The organism is Amycolatopsis saalfeldensis (assembly GCF_900110575.1).
GTDB classification, from domain to species: Bacteria; Actinomycetota; Actinomycetes; order Mycobacteriales; family Pseudonocardiaceae; genus Amycolatopsis; species Amycolatopsis saalfeldensis.
The window spans coordinates 123,649-148,703 of sequence record NZ_FOEF01000010.1 but is presented as its reverse complement, the minus strand read 5'-3'; the positions used below and the strand labels follow the sequence as shown (position 1 = coordinate 148,703).

Sequence of the window (25,055 nt, the reverse complement as noted above, 5' to 3'; positions counted from 1 at the left end):
GCAATGGGGTGAAGCGCGGCAGTGGATCACCCGTCTCCCAACGGTTTCCGGTACGTCAGCAGGTAGCGCCAGAACAGCAGCGGCCGCACCGTGCTGCCGGGCAGCAGCCGCTGCGAATCGGCCCGGACCTCGGTGAACCGCGGGAACTCCAGGTGCACGGGGGCGGGCGGCAGGGCGTCCACGCCGCCGTTGAGCCGATCGGCGGCGTAGGCGATCAGCCGGGCGGCGGCGTTCACCGGGACCGCCGCGAGCGATCGCGCGTGGTCGGTGATCGTGCTCGGCCGCGCCAGCCCCAGCACCGCCAGCACGCCGCCGGGCTCGAGCGCCTCGCGCAGGGCCGTCACCGTCTCGAACGGCACGTGGTGGAGCGAGGCCAGACAGGAAATGAACGAGTAGTGCTCGGAGGGCAGCGGCTGGGTGGTGATGTCGGCGCGGCGGAAGTCGATCTCGCCGGGCCCGGGGGAGCCGGTGGCCCCGGCCAGCCGGATCATCGGCGCGGACCGGTCGATCGCGTCCACGCTCAGCCCGGCCGCGGCCAGGCGGCGGGCGAACCGCCCACTGCCGCAGCCGACGTCGAGCGCCCGCCCCGGCCCCGGCGGCAGCTGGGCCAGCAGGAGCGGGTGGTAGTGGTGGTTGTGGTCGAACGGCATGGCCCGAGACTGCCAGGAACCGCGCACGTAGACTCGTCTGGTCAGGTGAACCAGGGTGTCGAGGGGAGCGGTCGCGTGCCGCGTGGTGAGGACGAGCCGTTCGGGGACGAAGAGCTCGACGGTGATTTCGAAGGCGGCCGGGGGCGTCGCCGGGACCTCGCGGATCCGGACAGCTTCGCCGGTGTCGACGAGCTGGGCGCCCGCGCCCATGCCTCCGACGAACACGGCGAATCCGACGACATCGACCCCGACCTGGACGCCCCCGACGCCGCGTACACCGTGGGCGGCGGCTCGCGCGGCGGCATCGGCGGCATCGGGCAGCTGGGCGACAACCTGGCCACCGGCCCGGTGCCCGACCTGCTCGGGGCCGAGGACGCCGAACTGCACGAGCTGGACGACCAGGGCGTCGAGGAGCAGCCGTCCGACCCGAACGGGCAGCAGGCGCGCCGTGAGCTGATGGCCGTCGAGGCGGAGCTGAACCAGCGCTGGCCGGAGACGAAGATCGCGCCCTCGCTGGCGCGGATCGAGGCGCTGGTCACACTGCTGGGCGAGCCGCACCGCGGGTACCCCGTGCTGCACGTCGCCGGCACCAACGGCAAGGGCTCCGTCTCGCGCATGATCGACGCGCTGCTGACCCGGATGGGCCTGCGCGTCGGCCGCTACACCAGCCCCCACCTGCAGCTCGTCACCGAGCGCATCGCACTGGACGGGCACCCGATCTCCGCCGCGAAGTACGTGGACCTGTTCCGCGACGTCGCCCCGTACGTCACGATGGTCGACGGCGCGAGCGAGGACGGCGTGCCGATGAGCAAGTTCGAGGTGCTCACCGGGATGGCGTTCGCCGCGTTCTCGGACGCGCCGGTGGAGGCCGCCGTGGTCGAGGCGGGCATGGGCGGCGCCTGGGACGCCACGAACGTCGCGGACGGCGACGTCGCGGTGATCACCCCGATCGGCATCGACCACGTCGAGTACCTCGGCCCGAAGGCTGTGGACGCGGCCCGCGAGAAGGCCGGGATCATCAAGCCCGGCTCCGTCGCGGTGATCGCCGAGCAGGACCAGGACGTGCTGAACGTGCTGCTCGAGCGCGCGGTCTCGGTCGACGCCGCGGTGGCGCGCGCGGGCAGCGAGTTCGGGGTGCTGGAGCGCGAGGTCGCGGTCGGCGGCCAGCTGCTCAAGCTGCAGGGCCTCGGCGGCGTGTACGACGACATCTTCCTGCCCCTGCACGGCGCGCACCAGGCGGCCAACGCGGCGCTCGCGCTCGCGTCCGTCGAGGCGTTTTTCGGTGCGGGCAAAGACAAGCAGCTGGTCATCGAGGCCGTGCGCGAAGCGTTCGCCGAGGTGGAGAACCCGGGCCGGCTGGAGCGCGTGCGCGCGGCGCCGACGGTGCTGATCGACGCGGCGCACAACCCGATGGGCGCCCGGGCGCTGGCCACCACGGTGGCCGAGGAGTTCGCGTTCCGCCGCCTGGTCGCGGTGGTCGCGGTGATGGCGGAGAAGGACGCGCGGGGCATCCTCGACGCGCTGGAGCCGGTGGTGTCCGAGGTGGTGATCACCCGGAACTCGGCCCTGCGCTCGATGCCGCTCGACGAGCTGAACGAGCAGGCGATCTCGATCTTCGGCGAGGACCGCGTGCTCGCCGAGCCGGACCTGGAGACGGCGGTGGAGACCGCGATCGGCCTGGTGGAGCAGTCCGACGACCCGGAGGAGCCGCTGGCCGGCGGCGGCGTGCTGGTCACCGGCTCGGTCGTCACGGCGGGCGACGCGCGCACGCTGTTCGGGAAGGAGCCGTCATGAGTGAGACCCCCGAAACCCCGGCGGCCAAGACGGTCACCCCGCCGCCCAAGGACCCGATGAAGGGCTTCCGCGGCGTCGTCGCGGGCACCTTGATCCTGGAGGCGATCACCGTGGCGCTCGCGCTGCCGGTGATCAACAAGCTCGGCGACGGCATCTCCAGCTTCCTCGGCTGGTCGGTGCTCGCCATCGCGCTGGTCCTGGTGGTGCTGTGCGGGATGATCAAGCGCGTCTGGGCCCTGCCCGTGGTGCTCGTGCTGCAACTGGGCCTGATCGCGATGGCCGGCGCCCTGCCCGCGATCGCGATCATCGGCGTGGTCTTCCTGGCCGTGTACCTGTGGCTGCTGTGGCTGCGCCGCGACGTCGCCCGCCGCATGGCCGCGGGCACCCTGATGAGCCAGCAGCCCCAGGCCTGACGCCCGGCACTTCCCGGCGACCTACAGCGACGACGTCGTCCGACAGGCGCGAAGACGCCCCCGGCAGCCGCGCCGTCGCTTCGTGGTCCCCGCGGGTGGCCACCACTGAGTGGACTTGCCGGTCCAGAAAAGTCCGGGTTACCTGAAACGGACCACAGGATTTCCGTTGCACAGGAGCACTTTCCATGGCACTCGACCAGTACTACCTCCTCGGCCGCTCCGGGCTGCGCGTCAGCAGGCTCGCACTGGGCACGATGAACTTCGGCACCGGCGGCTTCCACGCCGCCTACGGGAAGACCGAGGACGAGGTCCGCCCGATCTTCCGCCGCTACCTCGAGGAAGGCGGCAACTTCATCGACACGGCGGACTTCTACACCGCCGGGGAGAGCGAAACCATCCTCGGCAAGCTCATCGCCGAAGCCGGTGTGCGGGACCGCGTCGTGCTCACCACCAAGTTCACCAACAGCGTGGCCGACGGCGACCCGAACGCGGGCGGCAACGGGCGCAAGCACATGATCCGCGCGCTGGAGGCGTCGCTGCGCCGGCTGGGCACCGACCACGCCGACCTCTTCCTGCTGCACACCTGGGACCGGCTCACCCCGGTGGAGGAGGTCATGCGCACGTTCGACGACCTCGCCCGCGCGGGCAAGATCCGTTACGCCGGGCTGTCCGACGTGCCCAGCTGGTACGCCTCGCGGGCCCAGACGTTCGCCGAGGCCAACGCGCTCACGCCCGTGATCAACCTGCAGCTGCCGTATTCGCTGGTGCAGCGCGAGATCGAGACCGAGCACGTGCCGATGGGCCAGACGCTGGGCCTCGGCGTCACCGCGTGGAGCCCGCTGGCAGGCGGGTTCCTCACGGGCAAGTACCGCAACGGGGCCGAAGGCCGCTTCGCTGCGCCGGACGCACAGACCTGGACCGACCGCGAATGGCAGCTGCTGAAGCCCCTGGAGGAGGTCGCGGCCCAGCTCGGCGTGACGATGGCCCAGGTCGCGATCAACTGGGTGGCGACCCAGCCGGGCATCGCCTCCGCGATCGTCGGCGCCAGCAGCGCCGCCCAGCTCGCCACCAGCATGGCGGCCCTCGACTTCGAAATCCCCGCCGAACTGCGCACGCTCCTCGACGAAGCGAGCGCGATCCCGCCGGCGTCGGTGTACCGCATGTTCACCCCGGCGTATCAGAACTGGCTGGTCAGCCCGGGCCTCAAGGTCGGCGACAAGCCCGCGGGCTACGCGCCGGGCATCCGGAACTGGGCCTAGGCACCACAGTGTCCACAACCGGCGTTTCCCCGCCCTCGCGGCGTTCACCCCGGCGACAGGCAGTGTTGGCCACCGCGCCGTGAGGGCGGGATAGAACGTCCGGCATGACCGAATCGACCCACTCCCGCCGCATGCTGCTCAAAGCCGGGCTCGCCACGTCCGCACTGGCCGGCGGGCTGCTCCTGCCCGGGACGGCGGCGGCTGCGCCCCTGATCCGCCGCGGCCGCCCGGTGCTCACCCACGGCGTCGCGTCCGGTGACGTCACCACCGGCTCCGGCATCGTCTGGTCGCGGGCCGACCGGCCGGCGCGGCTGATGGTGGAAATCGCGCGCGACCCGTCGTTTCGCGACGCCCGCCGCGTCGCCGGGCCGGTTGTCTCGCCCGCGACCGGCGGCACCGGCAAGGTGCGCCTCGCGGGCCTGCGGCCGGGCACCGGCTACCACTACCGCGTCACCGCCGTGGACCTCGACGGGCGCACCGCGAGCGAGGCGGTGACGGGCCGCTTCGCCACCGCGCCGCTCGGCCGCGCCGACACGCGGATCCTCTGGAGCGGCGACGTCGCGGGCCAGAACTACGGCATCAACCCGGCCCTGGGCGGCATGACGATCTTCGGCGCCATGGCCGACCGCCGCCCGGACCTCTTCCTGCACAGCGGCGACACCGTGTACGCCGACGGCCCGCTCACCGAATCCGTCACCCTGCCCGGCGGCGGCGGTGTCTGGCACAACGTCGTGACGCCGGAGAAGTCCAAGGTCGCCGAGACCCTCGACGAGTTCCGCGGCCAGCACGCCTACAACCGGCTCGACGAGCACTTCCGCCGGTTCGCCGCCGAGGTGCCCAGCGTGGTCCAGTGGGATGATCACGAGGTCTCGAACAACTGGTACCCGGGCGAGGTGATGAACGACCGCCCGGAATACACCGAGAAGCGGGTGGACGTGCTCGCCCCGCGTGCGTTCCAGGCGTTCCACGAATGGCACCCGATCGACCGGCGCCAGGCCGTCGACGGCCGCGTCTACCGCAGGTTCCGCCACGGCAGCCGGGTCGAGGTCTTCGTGCTCGACATGCGCACCTACCGCGACGCCAACACCGCGGACCAGTCGAAACCCGGCCACATCCTCGGCGACCGGCAGGCGCGCTGGCTCGCCGACGCGCTCGGCCGCAGCACCGCGACGTGGAAGATCGTGCAGGCCGACATGCCGATCGGGCTCGTGGTGCCGGACGGCACGGCGATCGAGGCCGTCGCGAACAACCGGCCCGGCGCGCCCGGCGGCCGTGAGACGGAGCTGGCGTGGGTCCTGCGGGAGATCTCGCGCCGCCGCGTGCGCAACGTCGTCTGGCTGACCGCCGACGTGCACTACACCGCCGCGCACCACTACTCGCCGGACCGGGCCGCGGCCGGCGACTTCGACCCGTTCTGGGAGTTCGTCTCCGGCCCGCTCAACGCCGGTGCGTTCGGCCCCAACGCGCTCGACCCGACGTTCGGGCCCGAGGCCGTGTTCGTGCACGCCCCGGTGACGCAGAATTCCTCGCCCGCACAAGGGTTCCAGCACTTCGGCGAGCTGAACGTCGACGGCGCGAGCGGCGACCTGACCGTCGACCTGCGGGACGGCACGGGCGCCTCGCTGTGGTCGAAGACGTTCCAGCCGCAGGGCCGCTGAGCACACCGGGCGCCCGGGTTCCGGCGACACCGGACCCGGGCGGCCGGGCCGCTACTGCTGGTACGGCCCGTTCTGGTATCCCGGCGGCGGAGGCTGCTGAAACCCCTGCGGCGGCGGGAATCCCTGCTGCTGGTATCCCGGCTGGTGGTTCTGCGCGGCGGGATATCCCTGCTGCTGCGGGAACTGCTGCGGGAACTGCTGCGGGTATCCCGGCGGCGGGCCGAAGCCGGGCTGCTGCCCGGGCGCCACTGTCGGGCCGACCGCGCCGGACCCCTGCCCGAACTCCACGGCCGCGGCAGCAGTGCCGGACCCCTGCCTGGCCTTGCGCCGGATCGCGACGACCAGCCGCCAGCCGCACAGGGCGCCGATCCCCGCGCCGATCCCGAACGTGACCCACCGGCCGCCGCCCTCGAAGCTCGCCTTGTCGTCCTTCGATTCCTGCAGCTTCTCCTCGTAGGTCTCGCTGGACTTCTGGCCGTAGGTGGTCGTTTCACAGGTCTCGCCCGGCTGCATGGTTTCGCTGCCGCACAGCACGATGTCGCTGTCGCTCATGGTGCCGAACAGGCCGATCGCCATCAGCCCCAGCCCGAACAGCAAGCCGATGGACCACCAAATCACGCTCTTCATCCAGTCCCCCTCGGGTCATACCGGGTAGCGGGGCACATCAGACCACAAATCGAACTGTGACGCATGCACTTCCGATGTAACAGCACGCCGGGGCGGACCTCGCGGGCCCGTCGGTTAGGCTCGGCACCCGTTAACACGAATCCTTACAAGGAGAAACACCGTCGTGACTGAACGCACGCTGGTCCTCGTCAAGCCCGATGGCGTCGCGCGCGGCCTCGTCGGCGAGGTCGTCTCGCGCATCGAGCGCAAGGGCCTGAAGCTGGCCGCCCTCGAACTGCGCACGGTCGAGCGCTCGCTGGCCGAGGAGCACTACGCCGAGCACAAGGAGCGCCCGTTCTTCGGCGACCTGCTGGAGTTCATCACCTCGGGCCAGGTCGTGGCGCTCGCCGTCGAGGGCCCGCGCGCCATCGCCGCGTTCCGCCAGCTGGCCGGCGGCACCGACCCGGTCGAGAAGGCCACGCCGGGCACCCTGCGCGGCGACTTCGCCCTGGAGACGCAGTACAACCTGGTGCACGGCTCCGACTCGCCGGAGTCGGCCGAGCGCGAGCTGAAGCTGTGGTTCCCGGACCTGTGAGCCGGGACTGAAGCCGGGACGGGGCCGAGCGCTCCGCCCCGGCTTTCCCTTTCCCCACAAGCACTTCTCCCGGTGAGGCCACCGATGACCGCGTTGCCGCCCTCCGCGTACCTGCCGCATCTGCGCACGCTCACCGAAGCGTTCGCCGCCGAACTGCGCGCGGGCGAACCGGACGAGCTGATCCCGGCCTGCGGCGACTGGACGCGCGCGGGCCTCGGCACGCACCTGGGAAACGTGCACCGCTGGGCGGCCACGATCGTCCGCACCGGCGAGCCGCAGCGCCAGGCGTTCGAGAGCGCGCCGCCCGCGGACCTCGCGCAGTGGTACGCCGAGAGCGCGGCGCTGCTGCTCGACGCCCTCGCCGAGGCCGATCCGGCCGCCCGGTGCTGGCACTTCGGCGGCACCGAAAAGACCAAGGCGTTCTGGTTCCGCCGCCAGGTCCACGAGACCGCGGTGCACCTCGTCGACGCCGCCCGCGGCCCCGCCCCGGAGCTGGACCCGCTGATCGCCGCCGACGGCATCGACGAGGTCTTGGGCGCGATGCTGCCGCGGATCACGCGCTGGCACGCCGTCCCTTCGCTGCCCGCGCCGATCACCCTTCGCGCCACCGACACCGGGCAGTCCTGGACGCTGGTTCCGGGCGAGCCGCCCGCGCTGGGCGAGGCTGAAGCCGCCGCCACCGTCGAGGCCCCGGCGCAGCAGTTGTTGCTGCGACTGTGGAAGCGCCCCGCGGCCGAACCGCGGATCACCGGCGACGAAGCGCTCGCCACGGCGTTCCTGCGGGCTCCGCTCACGCCCTGACCTGAGCCATTCAGGCGACGTTCACCCGCGAAGCCTTCCGCCGGTCCCGCCGGTGGACTTTTCTGGGCGAAGTCACTCACTCGATACTGGGGTACCAAGTGAAGAAGTCGCCTTTCGTGCTCGTCTGCGCGCTGCTCTGCGTCCTGACCGCGATCCCGGCCACGGCTGTCGCGGACCCCCTCGCCGCGCCGCTCGGCCCGCCGCCGGTCGAGGGCGCGCCCGCCGCGTCTTCGGCCCGCGAGGCACCGGTCACGTACGCCGCATCGACGCCGGACGACGGGCTCGTCACCAGCAGCGCCAAAACGACCGTCGCGCCTGGTCTGGACCTGACGCAGTTCGACCGCTTCGACCCGAAGGGCTGGATCCGCGGCGACACGCTGAGCGTCGACCTGTCCGGCAAGGTGCTGAAGCCGACGTACCTGAGCCCTGGCACGGTTTCCGCGCGCACGCCGCTCTCGCAGCAGGTCGCGCGCACGGGCGCGGTCGCGGGTGTGAACGGCGACTTCTTCGACATCTCCGCCACGGGCGCACCGATCGGCGTCGGCATCGACCACGGGCAGCTCCAGACCGCGCCGGCCGCCGGGCACAACACCACCGCCGCCATCACCGACGAGGGCAAGGCGAAGCTCGCGGACATCTTCCTCGAGGCCACTGTCACGATGCCGGACGGCCGCGCCGTCCCCGCGACCAACTTCAACAGCCCCGTCCTCGGCCCCGGCGCGCTCGGCGTCTACACCCCGCTCTGGGGCGCGTCGGCGCGCACGACCTCCGTGGCGGGCGCCCAGCGTGTGGCCGAAGCCGAGATCCGCGACGGCGTGGTCACGCAGGTGCGGACCGCGCCCGCGGACGGCCCGATCCCGGCCGGCAGCACGGTTCTGCTGGGCCGCGAGGCCGGGGCGGACACGGTGAGCGCGTTGCACGTCGGCGACCGCGTCGGCGTCTCGTACGCGCCGCGCTCGGATGCCGGGAAGATCGCCGTCGCGGTCGGCGGCAACGAGGCGCTGCTGAAGGACGGCCGGCCGCAGCCGGTCGACGACGTCACCCTCGCGCCGCGCACGGCCGTCGGGTTTTCCGCCGACGGCAGGCGGATGTGGCTCGTCACCATCGACGGCCGCCAGGCCGACAGCCGCGGGATGACCGAGCTGGAACTGGCCCGTCAGATGAAGGCCCTCGGCGCCGACGACGCGATCAACCTCGACGGCGGCGGCTCGTCCACCCTGCTCGCCCGCGACGAGGGCGAGGCCGCGCCGAGCGTGCGCAACTCGCCGTCGGACGGCGGGGAACGCCTGGTGCCCAACGGCATCGGCGTCGCCACCGTGCCGGGCAGCGGCCGGCTGACCGGTTTCGCGCCGGCGCCCGCGCAGAACACCAAGAACGCCACCAGGGTCCTGTCGGGGCTCTCGCGCGTGCTGGTCGCGGACGGCCACGACGAGACCGGCGCGGCCGTGGCGGCCAGCCCGCGCTGGACCACGTCGAACCCGTGGCGTGGCAGCGTCACGGACAACGTCTTCACCGCGCACGCCGATCTGCTGCACCCGGACGCGCGAACGGACCTGGACGTCACCGCCCGAGCCGGCCGGATTTCGGGCCGGACCAGGCTTTCCGTGCTCGGCACCCCGGTGCGGCTCGGCACGAGCACCGGGCAGGTCGCGCTGTCCGGCGCCGGCGCGAAGAGCACGTTCCAGGTCTACGGCTACGACGCCGACGGTTACGGCACCTGGCTCGAACCCCGCGACGTGAAGCTGGACTACGACCCCGCGGTGGTCAAGGTGGAGCCGTCGGCCGACAGGTTCGCCGTCACCGCGCTGGCCGCCTCGGGCGCGTCGGCGATCACGGTGCACGCGGCCGGGCTCACCGCGCACCTGGCCGCTTCCGTGGGCACCGTGCCGCAGATCGCGTCCCCTTTGGACGGTCCGGCGGGCTGGAGTGCCAGCGTGTACCCGGCCGTGGTCGGCGCCGCGCTCTCGGCCGCGCCGGGGCGTGACGGCGGGCAGGGCCTCGCCCTCGACTACCGCCTGACCGGCACGAACGCCACGCGCGCCGCGTACATCAACGCGGCGACGCCGATTCCGGTCCCGGCCGGCACGCAGAAGATCGGGCTGTGGGTCGACGGCGACGGCAAGGGCGCCTGGTTGCGCGCGGAGCTGCACGACGCGGCGAACGTGGCGTCCATTGTGGACTTGTCGCTGAGCGTGGACTGGACCGGCTGGCGCTACGTCACCGCCACCGTGCCCGCCGGGCTGCCGGCCGGGCAGGCGCTGACCCGCTTCTACGCCGTGGAGAACGTGCCGGACCAGCAGTACTCGGGCCGGCTGGTGTTCGACGACCTCACCTTCGAGGTCGCGCCGTCGGCCACGGTGCCGGCGGACCCGCCGGTGCACGACCCCGCGCTGGTCACCGACGGCACGCTCGGCTCGGGCGGCCTGCGGATCGCGGTGGTCAGCGACGCGCAATTCACCGCCGACGCGCCGGACGGCCCGCTGGTCGCGCAGGCGCGGCGGGCGATGCGCGAGGCGGTCGCGGCCGAACCGGACCTGGTGCTGATCAACGGCGACCTGGTCGACCGCGGCACGGCACCGGACTTCGCGCTGGCGCGGAAGGTCATCGACGAGGAGCTGGCGGGCAAGGTGCCGTGGTACTACGTGCCCGGCAACCACGAGGCCGAGGCCGGCGACGGGCTGGCCCAGTTCCAGGCCGCGTTCGGCGTGACGCACCAGGTGGTGGACGTGCACGGGATCCGCCTGGTGCTGATGGACTCCTCGCGCGGATCGCTGCGCGCGGGCGGCTTCGACCAGGTGCGGATGCTGCGCGACGCGCTCGACGGCGCGGAGCGGGACCCCTCGATCCGCGGGGTCGTCGTCGCGATGCACCACCCGGTGAAGGACCCGAGCCCGACCGGCAACTCGCAGCTGGGCGACCGCAAGGAAGCCGACCTGCTGACCAGCTGGCTCACCGATTTCGAGCAGGCTTCCGGCAAGCAGGCGGCCTCGATCGCGTCGCACGCGGGCGTGTTCAGCCTGTCGCGCACCGACGGCGTGCCGTACCTGGTGAACGGCAACTCGGGCAAGACCCCGGCGGCGGCGCCCGGCGACGGCGGCTTCGTCGGCTGGACGCTGGTGCGGGTCGACCCGGCGGACCGCGCGCAGCCGGTGCGATTCGAAACGCGGCCGAACGTCGACACGCTGTCGGTCACCGGGCCCTCGTCGCTGCGGCCCGGCCAGAAAGCCGAGCTGCGCGCGACGCTGACCCAGGGCGGGCGCGTGGTCCCGGTGGCGTACCCGGTGAGCGCGGACTGGAGCGGCTCCGGCGTGCACATCGGGCCGTGGCCGCCGCTGCCGTGGGACGTCGTCTCCTACGATCCGGCGACGGGTTCGCTGACCGCGCTGCATCCGGGCGTCGCGCGGATTTCCGTGGCGGTGAACGGGGTTTCGCGGGTCTTCCCGGTCACCGTCGGCCGATGATCGGCTAAAGCGGTCGAAAACTGTCGGTGGTGGGTCCTAGTGTCTGCGGGGTGGGAGACACAGCGACAGAACCGCCACTGGTCCAGGCCAAGGCGCTGGTGAAGCGGTTCGGTGACTTCGAAGCGGTCCGCGGCATCGACGTGGAGGTGCGCCCGGGCGAGGCGTTCGGCTTCCTGGGGCCCAACGGCGCCGGGAAGTCCTCCACCATGCGGATGATCGCCTGCGTGTCGCCGCGCACCGAGGGCGACCTGCGCGTGCTGGGCCAGGACCCGGACGTGGCCGGGCCGCGGATCCGCGCGCGGCTGGGCGTGGTGCCGCAGGAGGACAACCTCGACGTCGAGCTGACCGTGCGGCAGAACCTGCACATCTACGGCCGGTATTTCGGGCTGTCGCGGGCACACGTGCGGCGCAAGGCCGAGGAGCTGATGGAGTTCGCGCAGCTCAGCGACCGCGCCGAGAAACCGGTCGATTCGCTCTCGGGCGGCATGAAGCGGCGGCTCACCATCGCGCGCTCGCTGGTGAACGACCCGGAGCTGCTGCTGCTCGACGAGCCCACCACGGGCCTCGACCCGCAGGCCCGCCATCTGTTGTGGGACCGGCTGTTCCGGCTCAAGGCGCAGGGCACCACGCTGATCGTCACCACGCACTACATGGACGAGGCCGAGCAGCTGTGCGACCGGCTGGTGGTGATGGACTCCGGGCGGATCGCCGCCGAGGGCTCGCCCGCGGAGCTGATCGCCCGGTACTCCACCCGGGAGGTCGTCGAGCTGCGGTTCCCGGCCGGCGAGCAGGAAGCGGCGGCGCGCCGGGTCGAGGACCTGGCCGATCGCGTCGAGGTGCTGCCCGACCGCGTGCTGCTCTACACCCCGGCCGGCGAGGACACGCTGGAGCGCGCGCACGAGCGTGGCCTGCGGCCGCTGTCCAGCCTGGTCCGCCGCAGCTCGCTGGAGGACGTGTTCCTCCGGCTCACCGGCCGGACGCTGGTGGACTGATGACCGCACCCGCAACCGGCCGCGTCGTCGGCCGCTGGCACGGCGCCTGGCTGCGCGTCGAGGGCCACTGGACCTGGTACCGGCGCTACTGGCTGGCCACGCTGTACTCGACCGGTCTGCAGCCGGTGCTGTTCCTCGCCGCGATGGGGCTGGGCTTCGGCTCGCAGGTGCAGGCGGGCCCGGCCACCGGCGGCGTGTCGTACCTGCAGTACGTGGCGCCGGCCCTGCTCGTCGCCGGCTCCGCCCAGATGGGCGTCGGCGATTCGAGCTACCCCGTGCTGTCGGGGTTCAAGTGGCAGAAGGACTACCTGGCGGTCACGGCCACGCCGGTGTCACCGGGCCAGGTGCTCGGCGGGCACCTGATCTGGAGCACCCTGAAGCTCACGCTGGCCGGCTCGATCTACGCGCTGGTCGCCGTCTTCTTCGGCGCCTGGGCGAATTTCGGCGCGCTGGCCGTGATCCTGGCGGGCACCCTGACCGGCCTCGCCTGCTCGGCCCCGATGGCGGCGCTGGCCGCCAAGACCTTCGACGAGGGCACCCGGTTCGGCCTGATCTTCCGCTTCGTGGTCATCCCGATGACGTTGTTCTCGGGGACCTTCTTCCCGATCACCCAGATCCCGCTGTACCTGCGCTGGCTCGCCTGGATTTCCCCGCTGTGGCACGGCACGCAGCTGTCGCGCGCCGTCACCCTCGGCGGGGTCGGCGCCTGGCCCGCGCTCGGCCACGCGGCCTACCTGGCCGTGCTGGTGCTGGGCGGCTGGGCGCTGGCCCACCGCTTCTTCCGGCAACGGCTGGTGAACTGATGCCCGAGCCGGAGCTGTCCCAGGCCGCCGCTGCGCGCCCGTCCCGAAAGCCGGTGAACCGATGACCCTGCTCGATGTCCCGGAGCGGCGCGGCCTGATGCTGCGCGTCCTGCCACCAGGCTTGTACAGCGGCCGGGCGAGCGCGCTGATCGAACGGGCGCTCACGGTCTACAGCCGGTCTTGGATGATCCTGCTGTCCGGGGCCTTGGAGCCGCTGTTCTACCTGGTCGCGTTCCAGGTCGGGTTCGGCAAGCTCGTCACCAGCGTCGCGGGCCCGGACGGGCGGCCGATGAGCTACGTCGCCTTCGTGGCGCCCGCGTTGCTCGCGTCGTCGGCGATGAACGGGGCGGTCTTCGAGTCCACGTACAACCTGTTCTTCAAGCTCCGCTACGCGAAAACGTACGACGCCATGCTCGCCACCCCGATCGGCCCGCTCGACGTGGCGCTCGGCGAGATCGGCTGGGCCATGCTGCGCGGCGGCATCTACTCGGTCGCCTTCATGGCCGTCACGGGTGCGATGGGCCTGCTCACGTCGTGGTGGGCGCTGCTGCTCCTGCCGGTCTCGCTGCTGGTGTCGTTCGCCTTCTCGGCGATCAGCATCACGCTGGTGAGCTTCCTGAAGTCGCCCTCGCAGTTCGACTACATCCAGCTCGTGCTGATGCCGATGTTCCTGTTCTCCACCACGTTCTTCCCGCTTTCGGTCTACCCCGGGGCGCTGCAGTGGGTGGTCCGCTGTTTCCCGCTGTACCACGGCATCGAGCTGATGCGCGGCCTCGCGTCGGGTGTCCTGTCCTGGAGCCTGCTCGCCAACCTGGCCTATCTGCTGGTGCTGGCCGGCCTCGGGGTCTGGGGCTCCACGAGGAGGATCACCAAGCTGCTGCTCACCTGAGCCGCTCGCTCATCCGGCCGGCGTGCTCACCGCGCGGCGGGGTCGGGCGGCCCCATCGTCGGCGTCTCCACCGCGGCCAGCGCGTCGGCCATGCCGTGGCCGTAGAAGCCGTTGTAGTTGTCGTAGCCCGCGCAGTACGCGTCCTGCGCGCCGTCGCCGGTCAGGTCGTAGTCGTCCGGGCAGGCCAGGGGCGAGGCCCGGGCCTCCAGGGCGCGGCGCAGGTCCGCCGGTGAGTCGGCCGGATGGACGGACTTCAGCAGCGCCAGCACCCCGGCCACGTGCGGCGCCGCCATCGAGGTGCCGCACAGCGGCGCGTACCCGCCCGGCACGGTGGACACCACGCACTGGCCCGCGTCCCCGCCGGGAGCGGTGACATCGACCACGCCGAGGCCGTACGAGCTGTAGCCCGTTTTCACCCGGTCCGCGCCGACGGCGGAAACCGCCACCACGTCACGCAGCCCGGCCGGCAGCGCTTCGCACCGGCTGGGGGCGGAGGGCACGCCCGAATGCGGCGAGGGGGTCAGGTCGACCGCCTCGTTCGTCGCCGCCGCGACGTTCAGGGTGCCTGCCGAAGTCGCGTACTCCACCGCCCGCGCCAGCACCTCGTGCACCACGCCGTTGTCATCGCCGCGCACGCACGAGAGGGACCACGGGTTCACGAACCAGCTGCTGTTGGTCACCGGCAGGTGGTGCGCGGCCGACCACATCAGCCCGCAGACGGCGGCTTCCGGGTCGGCGTTGCCGCGGTCGTCGATCACCTTGACCGACGCGATCCGCACGCCGGGCGCGACCCCGGTCACGCCCTTGCCGTCGTCGGCCGCCGCGATGATGCCGCCACGTGCGTGCCGTGCACCGAGGTGGTGGGCTGCCACGCCGCCGGCCGCGGGTCGGCGGCGCCGGTCAGGCAGCCCGCGGAATCCCCGGCGTCCATCGCGCCCGCGAGGTCCGGGTGGCGCGGGTCGACGCCGGAGTCCAGCACGCCGACCACCACGTCACGGCGGCCCTCGGTGATCCGGTGCGCCGCGGCCGCGTTGATCGCGCGCATGTCCCACTGCTCGCCGGTCAGGTCGGCGGACGGCACCCGGGCCGGGTCGGTGGGGGAGAGCGGGGCGAGCGCCGGCCGGACCGGGTCGGCGCCGGTCGCGCGCTGCTCCGCCAGCCTCGTCCCTTGTGCGCTGAATGCCCGGTCTGCCCCGATCTTCGCGGGGAACCCCGGATCCGCCGACGTGGCCACCGCCACAGCGATCTGCGGGTAGTACACGGTCGTGTCCCCGCAGGCGGTCGCGAGCTGCTCGCGCGCGTCCGGTTCGGGCGTGCCGCGGCCGAACGCGACGACGTAGCGCAGCACCCGGGCCCCGGGGGCGCAGGAGTCCCCGGCCGAGGCCGCGGCCGGGCCGGCGGCGAGGCACCCGGAAAGCGCCACGACGGTGCACACGGCCGCCCGCAGCGGCCGCGCCAGCAGGGACACCGGACCTCCCACCGGACGCAGGAAACGCCGGGCACCGCGGCGACCTGCGCGCACGTGCCCGAGCCGCACGGTAGCCACCGGCGCGGCACCGGGACAAGCGCTGCGCCGAAGTTCGCCCGGGTGCATGACCGCGGCACGCCTGCTCGCCTGCGTGTGGCACCGAGTACACCGGGTGCACACCCCGGTGTGGGATACTGCAGTCGGCCGCTTCGGCGACGGGCATCCCGCCCGCGTCCTGAGCGGCCCGGTGGAGTGCCGGACCGGCACTACGTGCGTCGCACCCGGGAGGCCGGGCAGCTCGACGTCGTGGTGGGTGGCCTGCGGGGTTGCGAGCCAGACCGGCGCACCGCCGAGCAGACCTTGCCATGCGTGTCCCGCCGACCGGTGGACCGCATGGCTGTTGGCAAGGATTCCCGCCGGTGGACACCACCTGGCGGGCACGAAACAGAAAGGGCCCCTGCGCGGCCGCGTCGTCAACCGGTGCAAACCGGCCGACGCGCCCGGGGGCGGAGGAGAAACATGTCGAACGCGGATACACCCGCCGACCAGGCCGGCGGGAACACCGCCGCACCCACCACCAGCCCGCTGGGGGAGCTTCCGCCGCGCATTCGTGTGCACGCGCTCGCCAAGCTGCTGGGCTCCAACAGCCGCGAGATCCTCGCCAAGCTGACCGAGCTGGGTGAGAGCCCGCGCAGTGCGCAGTCCAGCGTGACCCGTGAGGTCGCGATCCGCCTCGCCGAGGCGCTCTCCGCCGACTCCACCGGCGAGGAGGCCGGGCAGCCCGCCGCGGCCGAGCCCGCGGCCACCCCGGCTGCCGACGCCCCGGCTGCTGAAGCCTCGGCTGCTGACACCCCGGCTGCTGAAACCCGCGCGGCTGACGCCCCGGTCACCGAAGCTTCGCCTGCGGCCGCCCACGCCCACGCTTCCGAAGCCCCGTCCTCCGACGCAGCAGCCGCTGACGCCCCGGCTGTCGAGGCGCCCGCCAAGTCCGGTGGCCGCCGTACCGTGCGCCGCGGGGCTTCTCGCGCCGCCGGGCAGCCGTTCAGCGACCAGCCCGCCGGCAACCAGGAGACCGCCGGGCAGCAGGCCGGCACCCAGTCGACCGGCAAGACCGGCACCCAGCCGGCGACCGGGCAGCAGGCCGCCGAGCCGGAGTCCGGCCGCCGGTCGGCCGCCGGGCAGCAAGCCGCCGAAGCGCAGGCCGAGCCGTCCGCCACGGAGCCGGCCGAGCAGGCCGAGCGGCCCACCGGCCGCCGCAAGCGCCCGGTCCACGTGCCGGTGTTCGCCGCGCCGTCGCCGGTGTTCCTGCCGCCGGAGGCGGAGCCAGCGCCGGCCAAGCGCTCCAAGCCGGGCCCGGTCTTCGGCGTGGTCGAGGAGCCCGCCGACGAGGACCAGGCCGAAGAGACCGCGGACGAGCAGGACGACCGCGACAACCGCGATGACGACGACAGCGACGAGGCCGCCGGCCGCCGCCGCCGTCGTCGGGGCCGCCGGGGCCGTGGCCGTGGCAAGGGCGGCGACGAGGGCTCGGGCGAGGGCGAAGACGAGGCCGCCGACGAGCAGCCGGAACGCCCGCAGGGCCGCAAGCGCGGCCGTGGTGGCGACACGAACGAGGACGACAAGCCCGCCGAAGCCGAGAGCGCCGAGTCCGAGGACAGCTCCGGCGACGCCGACTCCGACAACGACTCCGACGGCGGCAACAAGCGCCGTCGCCGCCGTCGCCGCCGCAAGGGCGGGGACGACGACAGCTCCGACGGCTCGGGCACCGACGACCCGCCCAACACCGTCACCCACGTCCGCCAGGCCAAGGCCGAGCAGCAGCCCGCCGAGCGCCCGGCGCGCGACGAGGTGCGCAGCGTCCGCGGGTCCACCCGGCTGGAGGCCAAGCGCCAGCGCCGCCGCGACGGCCGCGAGGCGGGCCGCCGCCGCGCGCCGATCCTGTCCGAGGCCGAGTTCCTGGCCCGCCGGGAAGCGGTGGAGCGCACCATGGTCGTCGCCGAGAAGGGCGACTCGACGCAGATCGGCGTGCTCGAGGACGGCGTGCTGGTCGAGCACTTCGTGACGTCTTCGGGCACCGGCTCGATCGTCGGCAACGTCTACCTCGGCCGGGTGCAGAACGTGCTCCCGAGCATGGAGGCCGCGTTCATCGACATCGGCCGCGGCCGCAACGCCGTGCTGTACGCCGGCGAGGTCGACTGGGACGCCGCCGGCCTCGAGGGCAAGGCCCGCAAGATCGAGCAGGCGCTCTCCACCGGCGACAGCGTCCTGGTGCAGGTCACCAAGGACCCGGTCGGGCACAAGGGCGCCCGGCTGACCACGCAGATCTCGCTGCCCGGCCGCTTCCTGGTCTACGTGCCGGCCGGCGGGGCCACCGGCATCTCCCGCAAGCTGCCGGAGAACGAGCGGCGCCGGCTCAAGGACATCCTCAAGCGGATCGTCCCGGAGGACGCGGGCGTCATCATCCGCACCGCCTCCGAGGGCATCGTCGAGGAGGAGCTGGACCGCGACGTCCGCCGCCTCAAGGCGCAGTGGGACGTGATCAAGGAGAAGGCCGGGTCGGGCCAGCCCAAGAAGGGCGGCGCGCCGACCATGCTCTACGAAGAGCCCGACCTGCTGGTGAAGGTCGTGCGCGACCTGTTCACCGAGGACTTCGCGAAGCTCGAGGTCCAGGGCAGCCGGGCCTGGGACACCATCCACTCCTACGTCGAGCACGTGGCGCCGGACCTGATCGGCAGGCTCAAGCGCTACACCGGGACCGGCGACGCGTTCGCCGACCACCGGATCGACGAGCAGATCACCAAGGCGCTGGACCGCAAGGTCTGGCTGCCCTCGGGCGGCTACCTGGTGATCGACCGCACCGAGGCGATGACGGTGATCGACGTCAACACCGGCAAGTTCACCGGTTCGGGCGGCAACCTCGAGGAGACGGTGACCCGCAACAACCTGGAGTCGGCGGAGGAGATCGTCCGCCAGCTCCGGCTGCGCGACATCGGCGGCATCATCGTGATCGACTTCATCGACATGGTGCTGGAGTCCAACCGCGAGCTGGTCCTGCGCCGGCTGACCGAGTGCCTGGGCCGCGACCGCACGCGTCACCAGGTCGCCGAGGTCACCTCGCTGGGCCTGGTCCAGATGACCCGCAAGAAGATCGGCACCGGGCTGCTCGAGGCGTTCTCCACGCCGTGTGAGCACTGCAAGGGCCGCGGCGTGGTCGTCTCGACCGAGCCGCAGCGCACCGCCGGCGGCGGCAACGGCAACGGCGGGAACAACGGCCACAACCACGGCGGCGGTGGCGAGAGCAAGAGCTCCCGCCGGTCGCGCGGCGGCCGCGGCAAGGGCGAGGACAGCCCGCAGCAGGCCGAGCCCAAGACCGAGCCGGTGCAGCCGGCCCCGACCCCGGAGCAGCGCGAGTCCGTGGTCACGGCAGTGCAGGCGATGGCCAACGCGGCGAAGGTCGTGGCGGCAAAGCCGGAGTCCGAGGAGCACTCGCCCGAGGCCACCGACACCGCCCAGACCGGCACCGCCCCGACCGGCACCGGCCAGACCGACACTGTCCAGACCGAGACCGGCCAGACCGAGACCGCCCGGACCGAGACCGGCCAGACTGGCACTGCCCAGACCGGCACTGCCCCGACCGGCACCGGCCAGACCGACACTGCCCGGACCGGCACTGCCCGGACCGGCACCGCCCGGACCGGCACCGCCCGGACCGGCACCGCCCCGACCGGCACCGGCCGGACCGGCACCGCCGAGGCGTCGGAGGTGCACGAGGCCGCCCCCGCGGTCCCGGAGCCGGCCGTCGAGGTGGCCGGGCAGCCGGTCACCAGCCCGGCCGACGAGGTCGAGGTGCCGCAGGAGGAGCCGGTCGTGGCCGCCACGCCGGAGCCCGAGCCGGCCGAGCAGCCGGTGACCCACCGTGAGACTTCGGGCGGGGCGGACCAGTCCGCCGCGCCCGAATCCGAGATCGAAGTGCCGGCCCCGGCCGCGCGCAGCACCCGGCGCCGTCCGCGCCGCACGGCTTCGCGTCCGGCGGGTCCGCCGGTGCACGCCTCGGAGCAGAGCTGAACCACCACGTAGGGGACCCCGGTGTCCATCCACCGGGGAACCTCACGTAGCCTGTACTACGGTCCGCCACCAGAGCGGATCGCTGCGCGAGAACCTGGACCGCCGTCACGGCGGGCCGTCCGCGCCAGCCCCCACCCGAATGCCCAGTAGTTACCGGGCCGAGATCAATGCAGGAGACTTCCGTGTCGGCGTACGCGATCGTCAAGACCGGCGGCAAGCAGTACAAGGTGGCCGTCGGCGACGTCGTCGAGGTCGAGAAGCTCGAGGGCGAGCCGGGCACCGAGCACACCTTCCCCGCCGTGCTGTTCGTGGACGGTGGCGAGGTCACCACGGACGCCGACGCACTGGCGAAGGTCTCGGTCACCGGCAAGGTCGTCGAGCAGACCAAGGGTCCGAAGATCCGGATCCACAAGTTCAAGAACAAGACCGGCTACCACAAGCGCCAGGGTCACCGGCAGAAGCTGACCCGCGTCGAGGTCACCGGTATCTCCCTGTAGTTCTTCGGATCTTCGTAGTCTGTCTTCAGAAAGAGGCTTGAGCGATGGCTCACAAGAAGGGTGCGTCCAGCTCCCGCAATGGTCGCGACTCCAACGCCCAGCGACTGGGCGTGAAGCGCTACGGCGGCCAGGAAGTCAACGCCGGCGAGATCCTGATCCGCCAGCGCGGCACCAAGTTCCACCCCGGCGTGAACGTCGGCCGTGGCGGCGACGACACGCTGTTCGCCCTCGCCGCCGGTGCGGTCGAGTTCGGCACGAAGCGTGGCCGCAAGACGGTCAACATCGTCGTGTCTGAGTCCGTCGACGCCTGATCCAGGCTTTCGACACGCACGATTCTCCGAACGAGGGGTGGAGCCGGAATATCCGGCCCCACCCCTCGTTTGTTTTGTTCGGTACTTTTTTCGCGAGTGAATAGAGGCTTGTCATGGCGTCCCGGTTCGTGGACCGCGCGGTGATCCACCTGACCGCCGGCGACGGTGGGAACGGCTGTGCCTCGGTGCACCGCGAGAAGTTCAAGCCGCTCGGCGGCCCGGACGGCGGCAACGGCGGCAACGGCGGCGACGTCACCCTGGTCGTCGACCCGAACGTGCACACCCTGCTCGACTTCCACTTCCGCCCGCACGCCCGCGCCGGCAACGGCAAGATGGGCCAGGGCAGCAACCGCAACGGTGCGGCCGGCGACGCGCTGGAGATGCACGTCCCGGCCGGCACCGTGGTGTTCACCGAGGACGGTGAGCTGGTCGCGGACCTGGTCAACGTCGGTACCACCTTCGTCGCGGCCCAGGGCGGCCGCGGCGGGCTCGGCAACGCCTCCCTGTCGTCCAAGGCCCGCAAGGCGCCCGGGTTCGCGCTGCTCGGCGAGCCGGGGGAGAGCCGCAACCTGGTGCTGGAGCTGCGCTCGGTGGCCGACGTCGGCCTGCTCGGCTTCCCCTCGGCGGGCAAGTCCTCGCTGATCTCGGTGCTGTCCGCCGCGAAGCCGAAGATCGCCGACTACCCGTTCACCACGCTGGTGCCGAACCTCGGCGTGATCACCGCCGGCTCGACCGCGTTCACCATGGCCGACGTGCCCGGCCTGATCCCCGGCGCGTCCGAGGGCAAGGGCCTCGGCCTGGACTTCCTGCGCCACATCGAGCGCTGCGCCGTGCTGGTGCACGTGGTCGACTGCGCCACGCTGGAGCCGGGCCGCGATCCGGTGTCCGATGTGGACGCTCTGGAGTCCGAGCTGGCCAAGTACACCCCGGGCCTCGGCGGCAAGCTCGACGAGCGGCCGCGCGTGGTGGTGCTGAACAAGATCGACGTGCCCGAGGCCGCGGAGCTGGCCGAGTTCGTCCGCTCGGACTTCGAGGCCCGCGGGCTCCAGGTGTTCGAGGTGTCGACGGCGTCGCGCAAGGGATTGCGCGAGCTGACCTTCGCGCTGTCGAAGGTCGTCGAGGAGTACCGCGAGGCGCAGCCGGTGCTGGAGGCGGAGCGGATCGTGCTGCGGCCGATGGCGGTCGACGACAGCGGGTTCACCGTCGAGGCCGACCCGGCCGAAGAGGGCGCGTTCATCGTGCGCGGCACCCGGCCCGAGCGCTGGATCCGGCAGACCAACTTCACCAACGACGAGGCCGTCGGCTACCTCGCGGACCGGCTCAACCGGCTCGGCGTCGAGGACAAGCTGGCCAAGCTCGGCGCGCGGCCGGGCAGCCCGGTCACGGTCGGCGACGTGCAGTTCGAGTGGCAGCCCTCGACTCCGGACGTCCACGTGCACCTGTCCGGGCGCGGCACGGACGTGCGGCTGGAGCGCAACGAGCGCATCGGCGCGACCGACCGCAAGGAGGCCCGCCGGATCCGCCGCGACGGGCCCGACGGCGGCTCCGAATTCGACGCGCCCGGCGAGGACTTCGACGCATCGGGCCCGGACACGGGCTTCAGCGAGGATTCGGTGGAGCTGGACCGGTGAGCGGCACCCGCCAGGAGATCGCCGAGGCGCGCCGGCTCGTCGTCAAGGTCGGGTCTTCGGCGCTGACCACCGCGGGCAGCGGGCTCGACGTGGCGCGGCTGGACGCGCTGGTCGACGCCATCGCCGCCCGCGTCGCGCGCGAGGCCCAGATCGTCCTGGTCTCCTCCGGCGCGATCGGCGCGGGTCTCGCGCCGCTGTCGCTGGGCAAGCGCCCGCGTGACCTCGCGACGCAGCAGGCGGCGGCGAGCGTCGGGCAGCTGGCGCTGGCCCACGCGTACGCCGAGTCGTTCGGCCGCTATTCGCTGACCGTCGGGCAGGTGCTGCTGACCTCCGACGACGTGGTGCGCCGCTCGCACTACCGCAACGCACAGCGCACGTTCTCGCGGCTGCTCGCGCTCGGCGCGGTGCCGGTGGTGAACGAGAACGACACCGTGGCCACCCAGGAGATCCGCTTCGGCGACAACGACCGGCTGGCCGCCCTCGTGGCTCACCTGATCGGCGCCGACGCGCTGGTCCTGCTGTCCGATGTGGACGGACTGTACGACGGAGACCCGCGCGACGGCGCCACCCGCCGGATCACCGAGGTGCTGAGCGAGTCCGATGTGGACGGCATCAGCGTCGGCATGTCCTCCTCCGGCCTCGGCACCGGCGGCATGGTCTCGAAGCTCGCGGCCGCGCGCACGGCCGCGGGCGCGGGCATCCCGGTGCTGCTCGCCGCCGCCGCGTACGCCGCGGGCGCCCTCGGCCCGGCGGATGTCGGCACGGCCTTCGCCCCGGCCGACACCCGCCTGTCCGCGCGCCGTTTCTGGCTCGGCTACGCCGCCGACGCGTCCGGCCGCCTCCGCCTCGACGACGGTGCCGTGACCGCCATCGTGCGCCGCCGCCGTTCGCTGCTGGCCGCCGGCATCATCGGCGTGGAGGGCGATTTCCAAGCCGGTGACGTCGTGGACCTGGTGGACACCAAGGACATTCCGGTGGCCCGCGGCGTGGTCGCGTTCGACGCGGGCGAGCTGCCCGGGCTGATCGGCCGCTCCACCCCCGAGCTGCCCGCGGAGTTCCGCCGCGAGGTCGTCCACGCCGACGACCTGGTGCCGCTGCGTCGTTGAAGCGGTCGTTGAAGCAGGGGTCGTTGAACCGGTCGCGTCAGAGGCTGATCAGCCGCGCACCGCCGTCGGTCTCCAGCACGGTGCCGGTGACGTTCGGGTTGGTGGCCATGAACACCACGCCCTCGGCCACGTCCTCCGCCGTCCCGACCTGCCGGGTGGGCAGCGCCGCGGCGAGCTGCGCGAAGTACGGCTCACGCTGCTCCGCCGGCATGCTGCTCCACCACGCCGTGTCGACGACGCCGGGTGAGACGGCGTTGACGCGGATCGGGGCCAGCTCCGCGGCCAGCGGTTTGACGGTGGCCTCCAACGCGCCGTTGATCGCCGCGAGCCCCGTGGTCCCCGGCATTCCGGTGCGCGCGCTGATGGCGGTGAGCAGGGTGACCGACCCGGTCGGCGCGAGCCGCGGCAGCACCGCCTGCAGCGTGGTGAGGTGGGCCCAGAACTTCGCGTCGAAGGCCCGGCGCAGCCGGTCCAGGTCCAGTTCGGCGATCGGGCCCGCGCCCTCGGCGCCGCTGAGGCTGATCACCAGCACGTCGACCTGACCGAGCGATTCGGCCACTGCCGTCATCGCGGCGGCGTCCCCGCCGTCGGCCTGGTGGCCGGTGAGGCCGGGGTCGGTGGCCGCGATGTCGTCGAGCTTTTCCTTGCCGCGCCCGGTGATGTGGACGTCGTAGCCCCGCTCGCGCAGCTTCCGCGCGGTCGCCAGCCCGATGCCCGAGGTGCCCCCAGCGACGAGGGCCGTGTGCTTGCTCATCTGTTCTCCTATTTCGAACCGTGACGTCTCGTCTCGAATTACGCTACCATCGTTTCCCATGACCGACCAGCCTTCCCGCCCCGGCCGCAAGCGCAGTGCGCAGAGCCGGGACGCGATCCTCGTCGCCACCCTGGAGCTGATCGTCGAGGTCGGGTACGCCGGCCTGACGATCGAGGGCATCGCCGCGCGTTCGGGTGCGGGCAAGCAGACCGTCTACCGGTGGTGGCCGTCGAAGGCCGACGTGCTCATGGAGGCGCTGGCGACCAAGGCCGACCTGATCGTGCCGGTGCCCGACCACGGCTCGTTCGCCGAGGACCTGCGCGAGTTCCTGGTCGCCACGTTCGCGCTCGGCCGGAAGCAACCGGTGGCGGACACGCTGCGGGCGCTGATGGCCCAGGCTCAGCTCGACCCGGTGTTCGGCGACCGCTTCCGTGAGGACTTCCTGTCGCGCCGCCGCGACGTGCTGGACCGCATCGTCGCCAGGGCGGTCGATCGGGACGAGCTGCCGGACGGCGTCGCGCGGGGCACGGTGCTCGACGTCGTCTTCGGCACGCTCTGGTACCGGCTGCTGGCGACGCACGAGCCGCTGGGCCCGGAGCTGGCCGACGAACTGGTGGCGCTGCTCGCTACCGCTTGAGGTGCCGCACGACCCGGGCGAGCTGCTCCGCGTAGTCCTCGGCGAACTCGGGTGACGCGGGGTCCCGGCCGGTGACCGCGCGCGCGACCCGGGGGAACGCCAGCGACGCGCTCGCCGCCGCCATCAGCATCAGCATCAGCGCCGCGGGGTCGACGTCCTCGGGGAAGTCGCCGGCCTCCTGCCGGGCGCGCACGTAGTCGACCTGGCCGCGCAGGAACTCGCGCTGCGCCGCCACGCCGACCGCGTCCGGCGCGCCGTCGGTGAGGTTCTCCCACAGGAAGAGCCGGCCGAGATCGGTGTCGGCGAGGCCGGTGCGCACGAAGTCGGCCGCGACCTCCGCGAGCGGCCGGTCCGTCGCCGCGAGCGCGGAGAATCCTTGGTACACCGGGCTGTTCAGCTCGTTGTACAGGCCTTCCTTGCCGCCGAAGTAGTACGAGATCAGCTGTTTGTTGACGCCCGCTCGGTCGGCGATCTCGCCCACGCGCGCCGCGGCGTAACCCTTGGCGCCGAACTCCGCTTTCGCCGCTTCGAGGATCCGCGCCCGGGTGCGTTCGCGGTCGCGCCGGCGTTCACCGGGGCGGGGGGAGCGGCGGGGGCTGTTCTCGGGCACGGGCTCAGCCTAGCCGGTGACTCAATCATCTTCATGGTTGACTTAATCATCCATT

At 72.6% G+C, this 25,055-nt stretch carries 20 protein-coding genes and 1 pseudogene; 16 read left to right on the top strand and 5 right to left on the bottom strand.

The window, feature by feature from the left end; genetic code table 11:
- Nucleotides 1-26 precede the first annotated feature (26 nt).
- On the bottom strand, nt 27-650 hold the full coding sequence (locus BMY97_RS23030; RefSeq protein WP_091619447.1) for a class I SAM-dependent methyltransferase: 624 nt from the start codon (nt 648-650) through the stop codon (nt 27-29).
- Between the two features lie 192 nt (nt 651-842).
- Between BMY97_RS23030 and folC the strand changes: the two genes are divergently transcribed.
- The 4 genes from folC (at nt 843) to BMY97_RS23010 (ending at nt 5,774) form a co-directional block, all read left to right on the top strand.
- Entirely contained in the window at nt 843-2,444 is a 1,602-nt protein-coding gene (gene folC, locus BMY97_RS23025; protein WP_177231518.1) for a bifunctional tetrahydrofolate synthase/dihydrofolate synthase, read from the top strand.
- Nucleotides 2,441-2,857, top strand: a complete 417-nt coding sequence (locus BMY97_RS23020; RefSeq protein ID WP_091619445.1) for a DUF4233 domain-containing protein — start codon at nt 2,441-2,443, stop codon at nt 2,855-2,857. Before folC ends, BMY97_RS23020 begins: the two co-directional genes overlap by 4 nt.
- 185 nt (nt 2,858-3,042) lie before the next feature.
- Nucleotides 3,043-4,116, top strand: a complete 1,074-nt coding sequence (locus BMY97_RS23015) for an aldo/keto reductase (RefSeq protein ID WP_091619441.1) — start codon at nt 3,043-3,045, stop codon at nt 4,114-4,116.
- Nucleotides 4,117-4,220: 104 nt separating this feature from the next.
- Nucleotides 4,221-5,774, top strand: a complete 1,554-nt coding sequence (locus BMY97_RS23010) for an alkaline phosphatase D family protein (RefSeq protein ID WP_091619439.1) — start codon at nt 4,221-4,223, stop codon at nt 5,772-5,774.
- A 51-nt stretch (nt 5,775-5,825) separates the two neighbouring features.
- Here BMY97_RS23010 and BMY97_RS23005 read toward each other — a convergent pair whose 3' ends face one another.
- A complete protein-coding gene (locus tag BMY97_RS23005) occupies nt 5,826-6,401 on the bottom strand; it encodes a hypothetical protein (protein ID WP_091619436.1) in 576 nt (191 codons plus the stop codon).
- Nucleotides 6,402-6,564: 163 nt separating this feature from the next.
- Here BMY97_RS23005 and ndk point away from each other — a divergent pair, with 163 nt between their 5' ends.
- The 6 genes from ndk (at nt 6,565) to BMY97_RS22975 (ending at nt 13,921) form a co-directional block, all read left to right on the top strand.
- Entirely contained in the window at nt 6,565-6,975 is a 411-nt protein-coding gene (ndk, locus tag BMY97_RS23000; protein ID WP_091619433.1) for a nucleoside-diphosphate kinase, read from the top strand.
- An 84-nt stretch (nt 6,976-7,059) separates the two neighbouring features.
- The gene (locus tag BMY97_RS22995; RefSeq protein WP_091619430.1) at nt 7,060-7,776 is read left to right on the top strand and encodes a maleylpyruvate isomerase family mycothiol-dependent enzyme; all 717 of its coding nucleotides are present in this window, start codon (nt 7,060-7,062) and stop codon (nt 7,774-7,776) included.
- A 98-nt stretch (nt 7,777-7,874) separates the two neighbouring features.
- Nucleotides 7,875-11,237, top strand: a complete 3,363-nt coding sequence (locus tag BMY97_RS22990) for a phosphodiester glycosidase family protein (protein WP_425425316.1) — start codon at nt 7,875-7,877, stop codon at nt 11,235-11,237.
- A gap of 50 nt (nt 11,238-11,287) precedes the next feature.
- The gene (locus BMY97_RS22985; protein WP_091619428.1) at nt 11,288-12,229 is read left to right on the top strand and encodes an ABC transporter ATP-binding protein; all 942 of its coding nucleotides are present in this window, start codon (nt 11,288-11,290) and stop codon (nt 12,227-12,229) included.
- Complete coding sequence (locus BMY97_RS22980; RefSeq protein WP_091619425.1) at nt 12,229-13,032, top strand: ABC transporter permease; 804 nt, start codon at nt 12,229-12,231, stop codon at nt 13,030-13,032. The genes BMY97_RS22985 and BMY97_RS22980 overlap by 1 nt, the downstream gene beginning before the upstream one ends.
- Nucleotides 13,033-13,093: 61 nt before the next feature.
- A complete protein-coding gene (locus tag BMY97_RS22975) occupies nt 13,094-13,921 on the top strand; it encodes an ABC transporter permease (RefSeq protein WP_091619422.1) in 828 nt (275 codons plus the stop codon).
- A gap of 26 nt (nt 13,922-13,947) precedes the next feature.
- Here BMY97_RS22975 and BMY97_RS22970 read toward each other — a convergent pair.
- Nucleotides 13,948-15,389: pseudogene (locus BMY97_RS22970) on the bottom strand (S8 family peptidase).
- A 519-nt stretch (nt 15,390-15,908) separates the two neighbouring features.
- Here BMY97_RS22970 and BMY97_RS22965 point away from each other — a divergent pair.
- The 5 genes from BMY97_RS22965 (at nt 15,909) to proB (ending at nt 22,999) form a co-directional block, all read left to right on the top strand.
- A complete protein-coding gene (locus tag BMY97_RS22965; RefSeq protein ID WP_091619420.1) occupies nt 15,909-19,454 on the top strand; it encodes a translation initiation factor IF-2 N-terminal domain-containing protein in 3,546 nt (1,181 codons plus the stop codon).
- A 182-nt stretch (nt 19,455-19,636) separates the two neighbouring features.
- Nucleotides 19,637-19,951, top strand: a complete 315-nt coding sequence (rplU, locus tag BMY97_RS22960; RefSeq protein WP_091619835.1) for a 50S ribosomal protein L21 — start codon at nt 19,637-19,639, stop codon at nt 19,949-19,951.
- Between the two features lie 44 nt (nt 19,952-19,995).
- Nucleotides 19,996-20,262 (top strand): 50S ribosomal protein L27, encoded by a 267-nt coding sequence (gene rpmA / locus BMY97_RS22955; protein ID WP_091619418.1) that lies wholly within the window; start codon nt 19,996-19,998, stop codon nt 20,260-20,262.
- Between the two features lie 113 nt (nt 20,263-20,375).
- Nucleotides 20,376-21,893 (top strand): GTPase ObgE, encoded by a 1,518-nt coding sequence (obgE, locus tag BMY97_RS22950; protein ID WP_091619415.1) that lies wholly within the window; start codon nt 20,376-20,378, stop codon nt 21,891-21,893.
- Nucleotides 21,890-22,999 (top strand): glutamate 5-kinase, encoded by a 1,110-nt coding sequence (gene proB / locus BMY97_RS22945; RefSeq protein WP_091619413.1) that lies wholly within the window; start codon nt 21,890-21,892, stop codon nt 22,997-22,999. Before obgE ends, proB begins: the two co-directional genes overlap by 4 nt.
- Nucleotides 23,000-23,036: 37 nt before the next feature.
- Here proB and BMY97_RS22940 read toward each other — a convergent pair whose 3' ends face one another.
- Nucleotides 23,037-23,753: an SDR family oxidoreductase gene (locus tag BMY97_RS22940; protein WP_091619411.1), complete on the bottom strand. Its 717-nt coding sequence runs from the start codon at nt 23,751-23,753 to the stop codon at nt 23,037-23,039.
- A 58-nt stretch (nt 23,754-23,811) separates the two neighbouring features.
- Between BMY97_RS22940 and BMY97_RS22935 the strand changes: the two genes are divergently transcribed.
- Entirely contained in the window at nt 23,812-24,390 is a 579-nt protein-coding gene (locus BMY97_RS22935; RefSeq protein ID WP_091619409.1) for a TetR/AcrR family transcriptional regulator, read from the top strand.
- Here the strand turns inward: BMY97_RS22935 and BMY97_RS22930 are convergent.
- Nucleotides 24,380-25,000: a TetR/AcrR family transcriptional regulator gene (locus BMY97_RS22930; RefSeq protein WP_091619407.1), complete on the bottom strand. Its 621-nt coding sequence runs from the start codon at nt 24,998-25,000 to the stop codon at nt 24,380-24,382. The genes BMY97_RS22935 and BMY97_RS22930 overlap by 11 nt on opposite strands.
- Between the last annotated feature and the right edge of the window lie 55 nt (nt 25,001-25,055).

Bases quoted from the DNA above. Each gene is read 5' to 3' on its own strand.
- BMY97_RS23030 (WP_091619447.1), bottom strand. From the start codon at position 650: ATGCCGTTCGACCACAACCACCACTACCACCCGCTCCTGCTGGCCCAG.
- BMY97_RS23020 (WP_091619445.1), top strand. From the start codon at position 2,441: ATGAGTGAGACCCCCGAAACCCCGGCGGCCAAGACGGTCACCCCGCCG.
- BMY97_RS23015 (WP_091619441.1), top strand. From the start codon at position 3,043: ATGGCACTCGACCAGTACTACCTCCTCGGCCGCTCCGGGCTGCGCGTC.
- BMY97_RS23010 (WP_091619439.1), top strand. From the start codon at position 4,221: ATGACCGAATCGACCCACTCCCGCCGCATGCTGCTCAAAGCCGGGCTC.
- BMY97_RS23005 (WP_091619436.1), bottom strand. From the start codon at position 6,401: ATGAAGAGCGTGATTTGGTGGTCCATCGGCTTGCTGTTCGGGCTGGGG.
- BMY97_RS22995 (WP_091619430.1), top strand. From the start codon at position 7,060: ATGACCGCGTTGCCGCCCTCCGCGTACCTGCCGCATCTGCGCACGCTC.
- BMY97_RS22980 (WP_091619425.1), top strand. From the start codon at position 12,229: ATGACCGCACCCGCAACCGGCCGCGTCGTCGGCCGCTGGCACGGCGCC.
- BMY97_RS22975 (WP_091619422.1), top strand. From the start codon at position 13,094: ATGACCCTGCTCGATGTCCCGGAGCGGCGCGGCCTGATGCTGCGCGTC.
- BMY97_RS22965 (WP_091619420.1), top strand. From the start codon at position 15,909: ATGTCGAACGCGGATACACCCGCCGACCAGGCCGGCGGGAACACCGCC.
- rpmA (WP_091619418.1), top strand. From the start codon at position 19,996: ATGGCTCACAAGAAGGGTGCGTCCAGCTCCCGCAATGGTCGCGACTCC.
- obgE (WP_091619415.1), top strand. From the start codon at position 20,376: ATGGCGTCCCGGTTCGTGGACCGCGCGGTGATCCACCTGACCGCCGGC.
- BMY97_RS22940 (WP_091619411.1), bottom strand. From the start codon at position 23,753: ATGAGCAAGCACACGGCCCTCGTCGCTGGGGGCACCTCGGGCATCGGG.
- BMY97_RS22935 (WP_091619409.1), top strand. From the start codon at position 23,812: ATGACCGACCAGCCTTCCCGCCCCGGCCGCAAGCGCAGTGCGCAGAGC.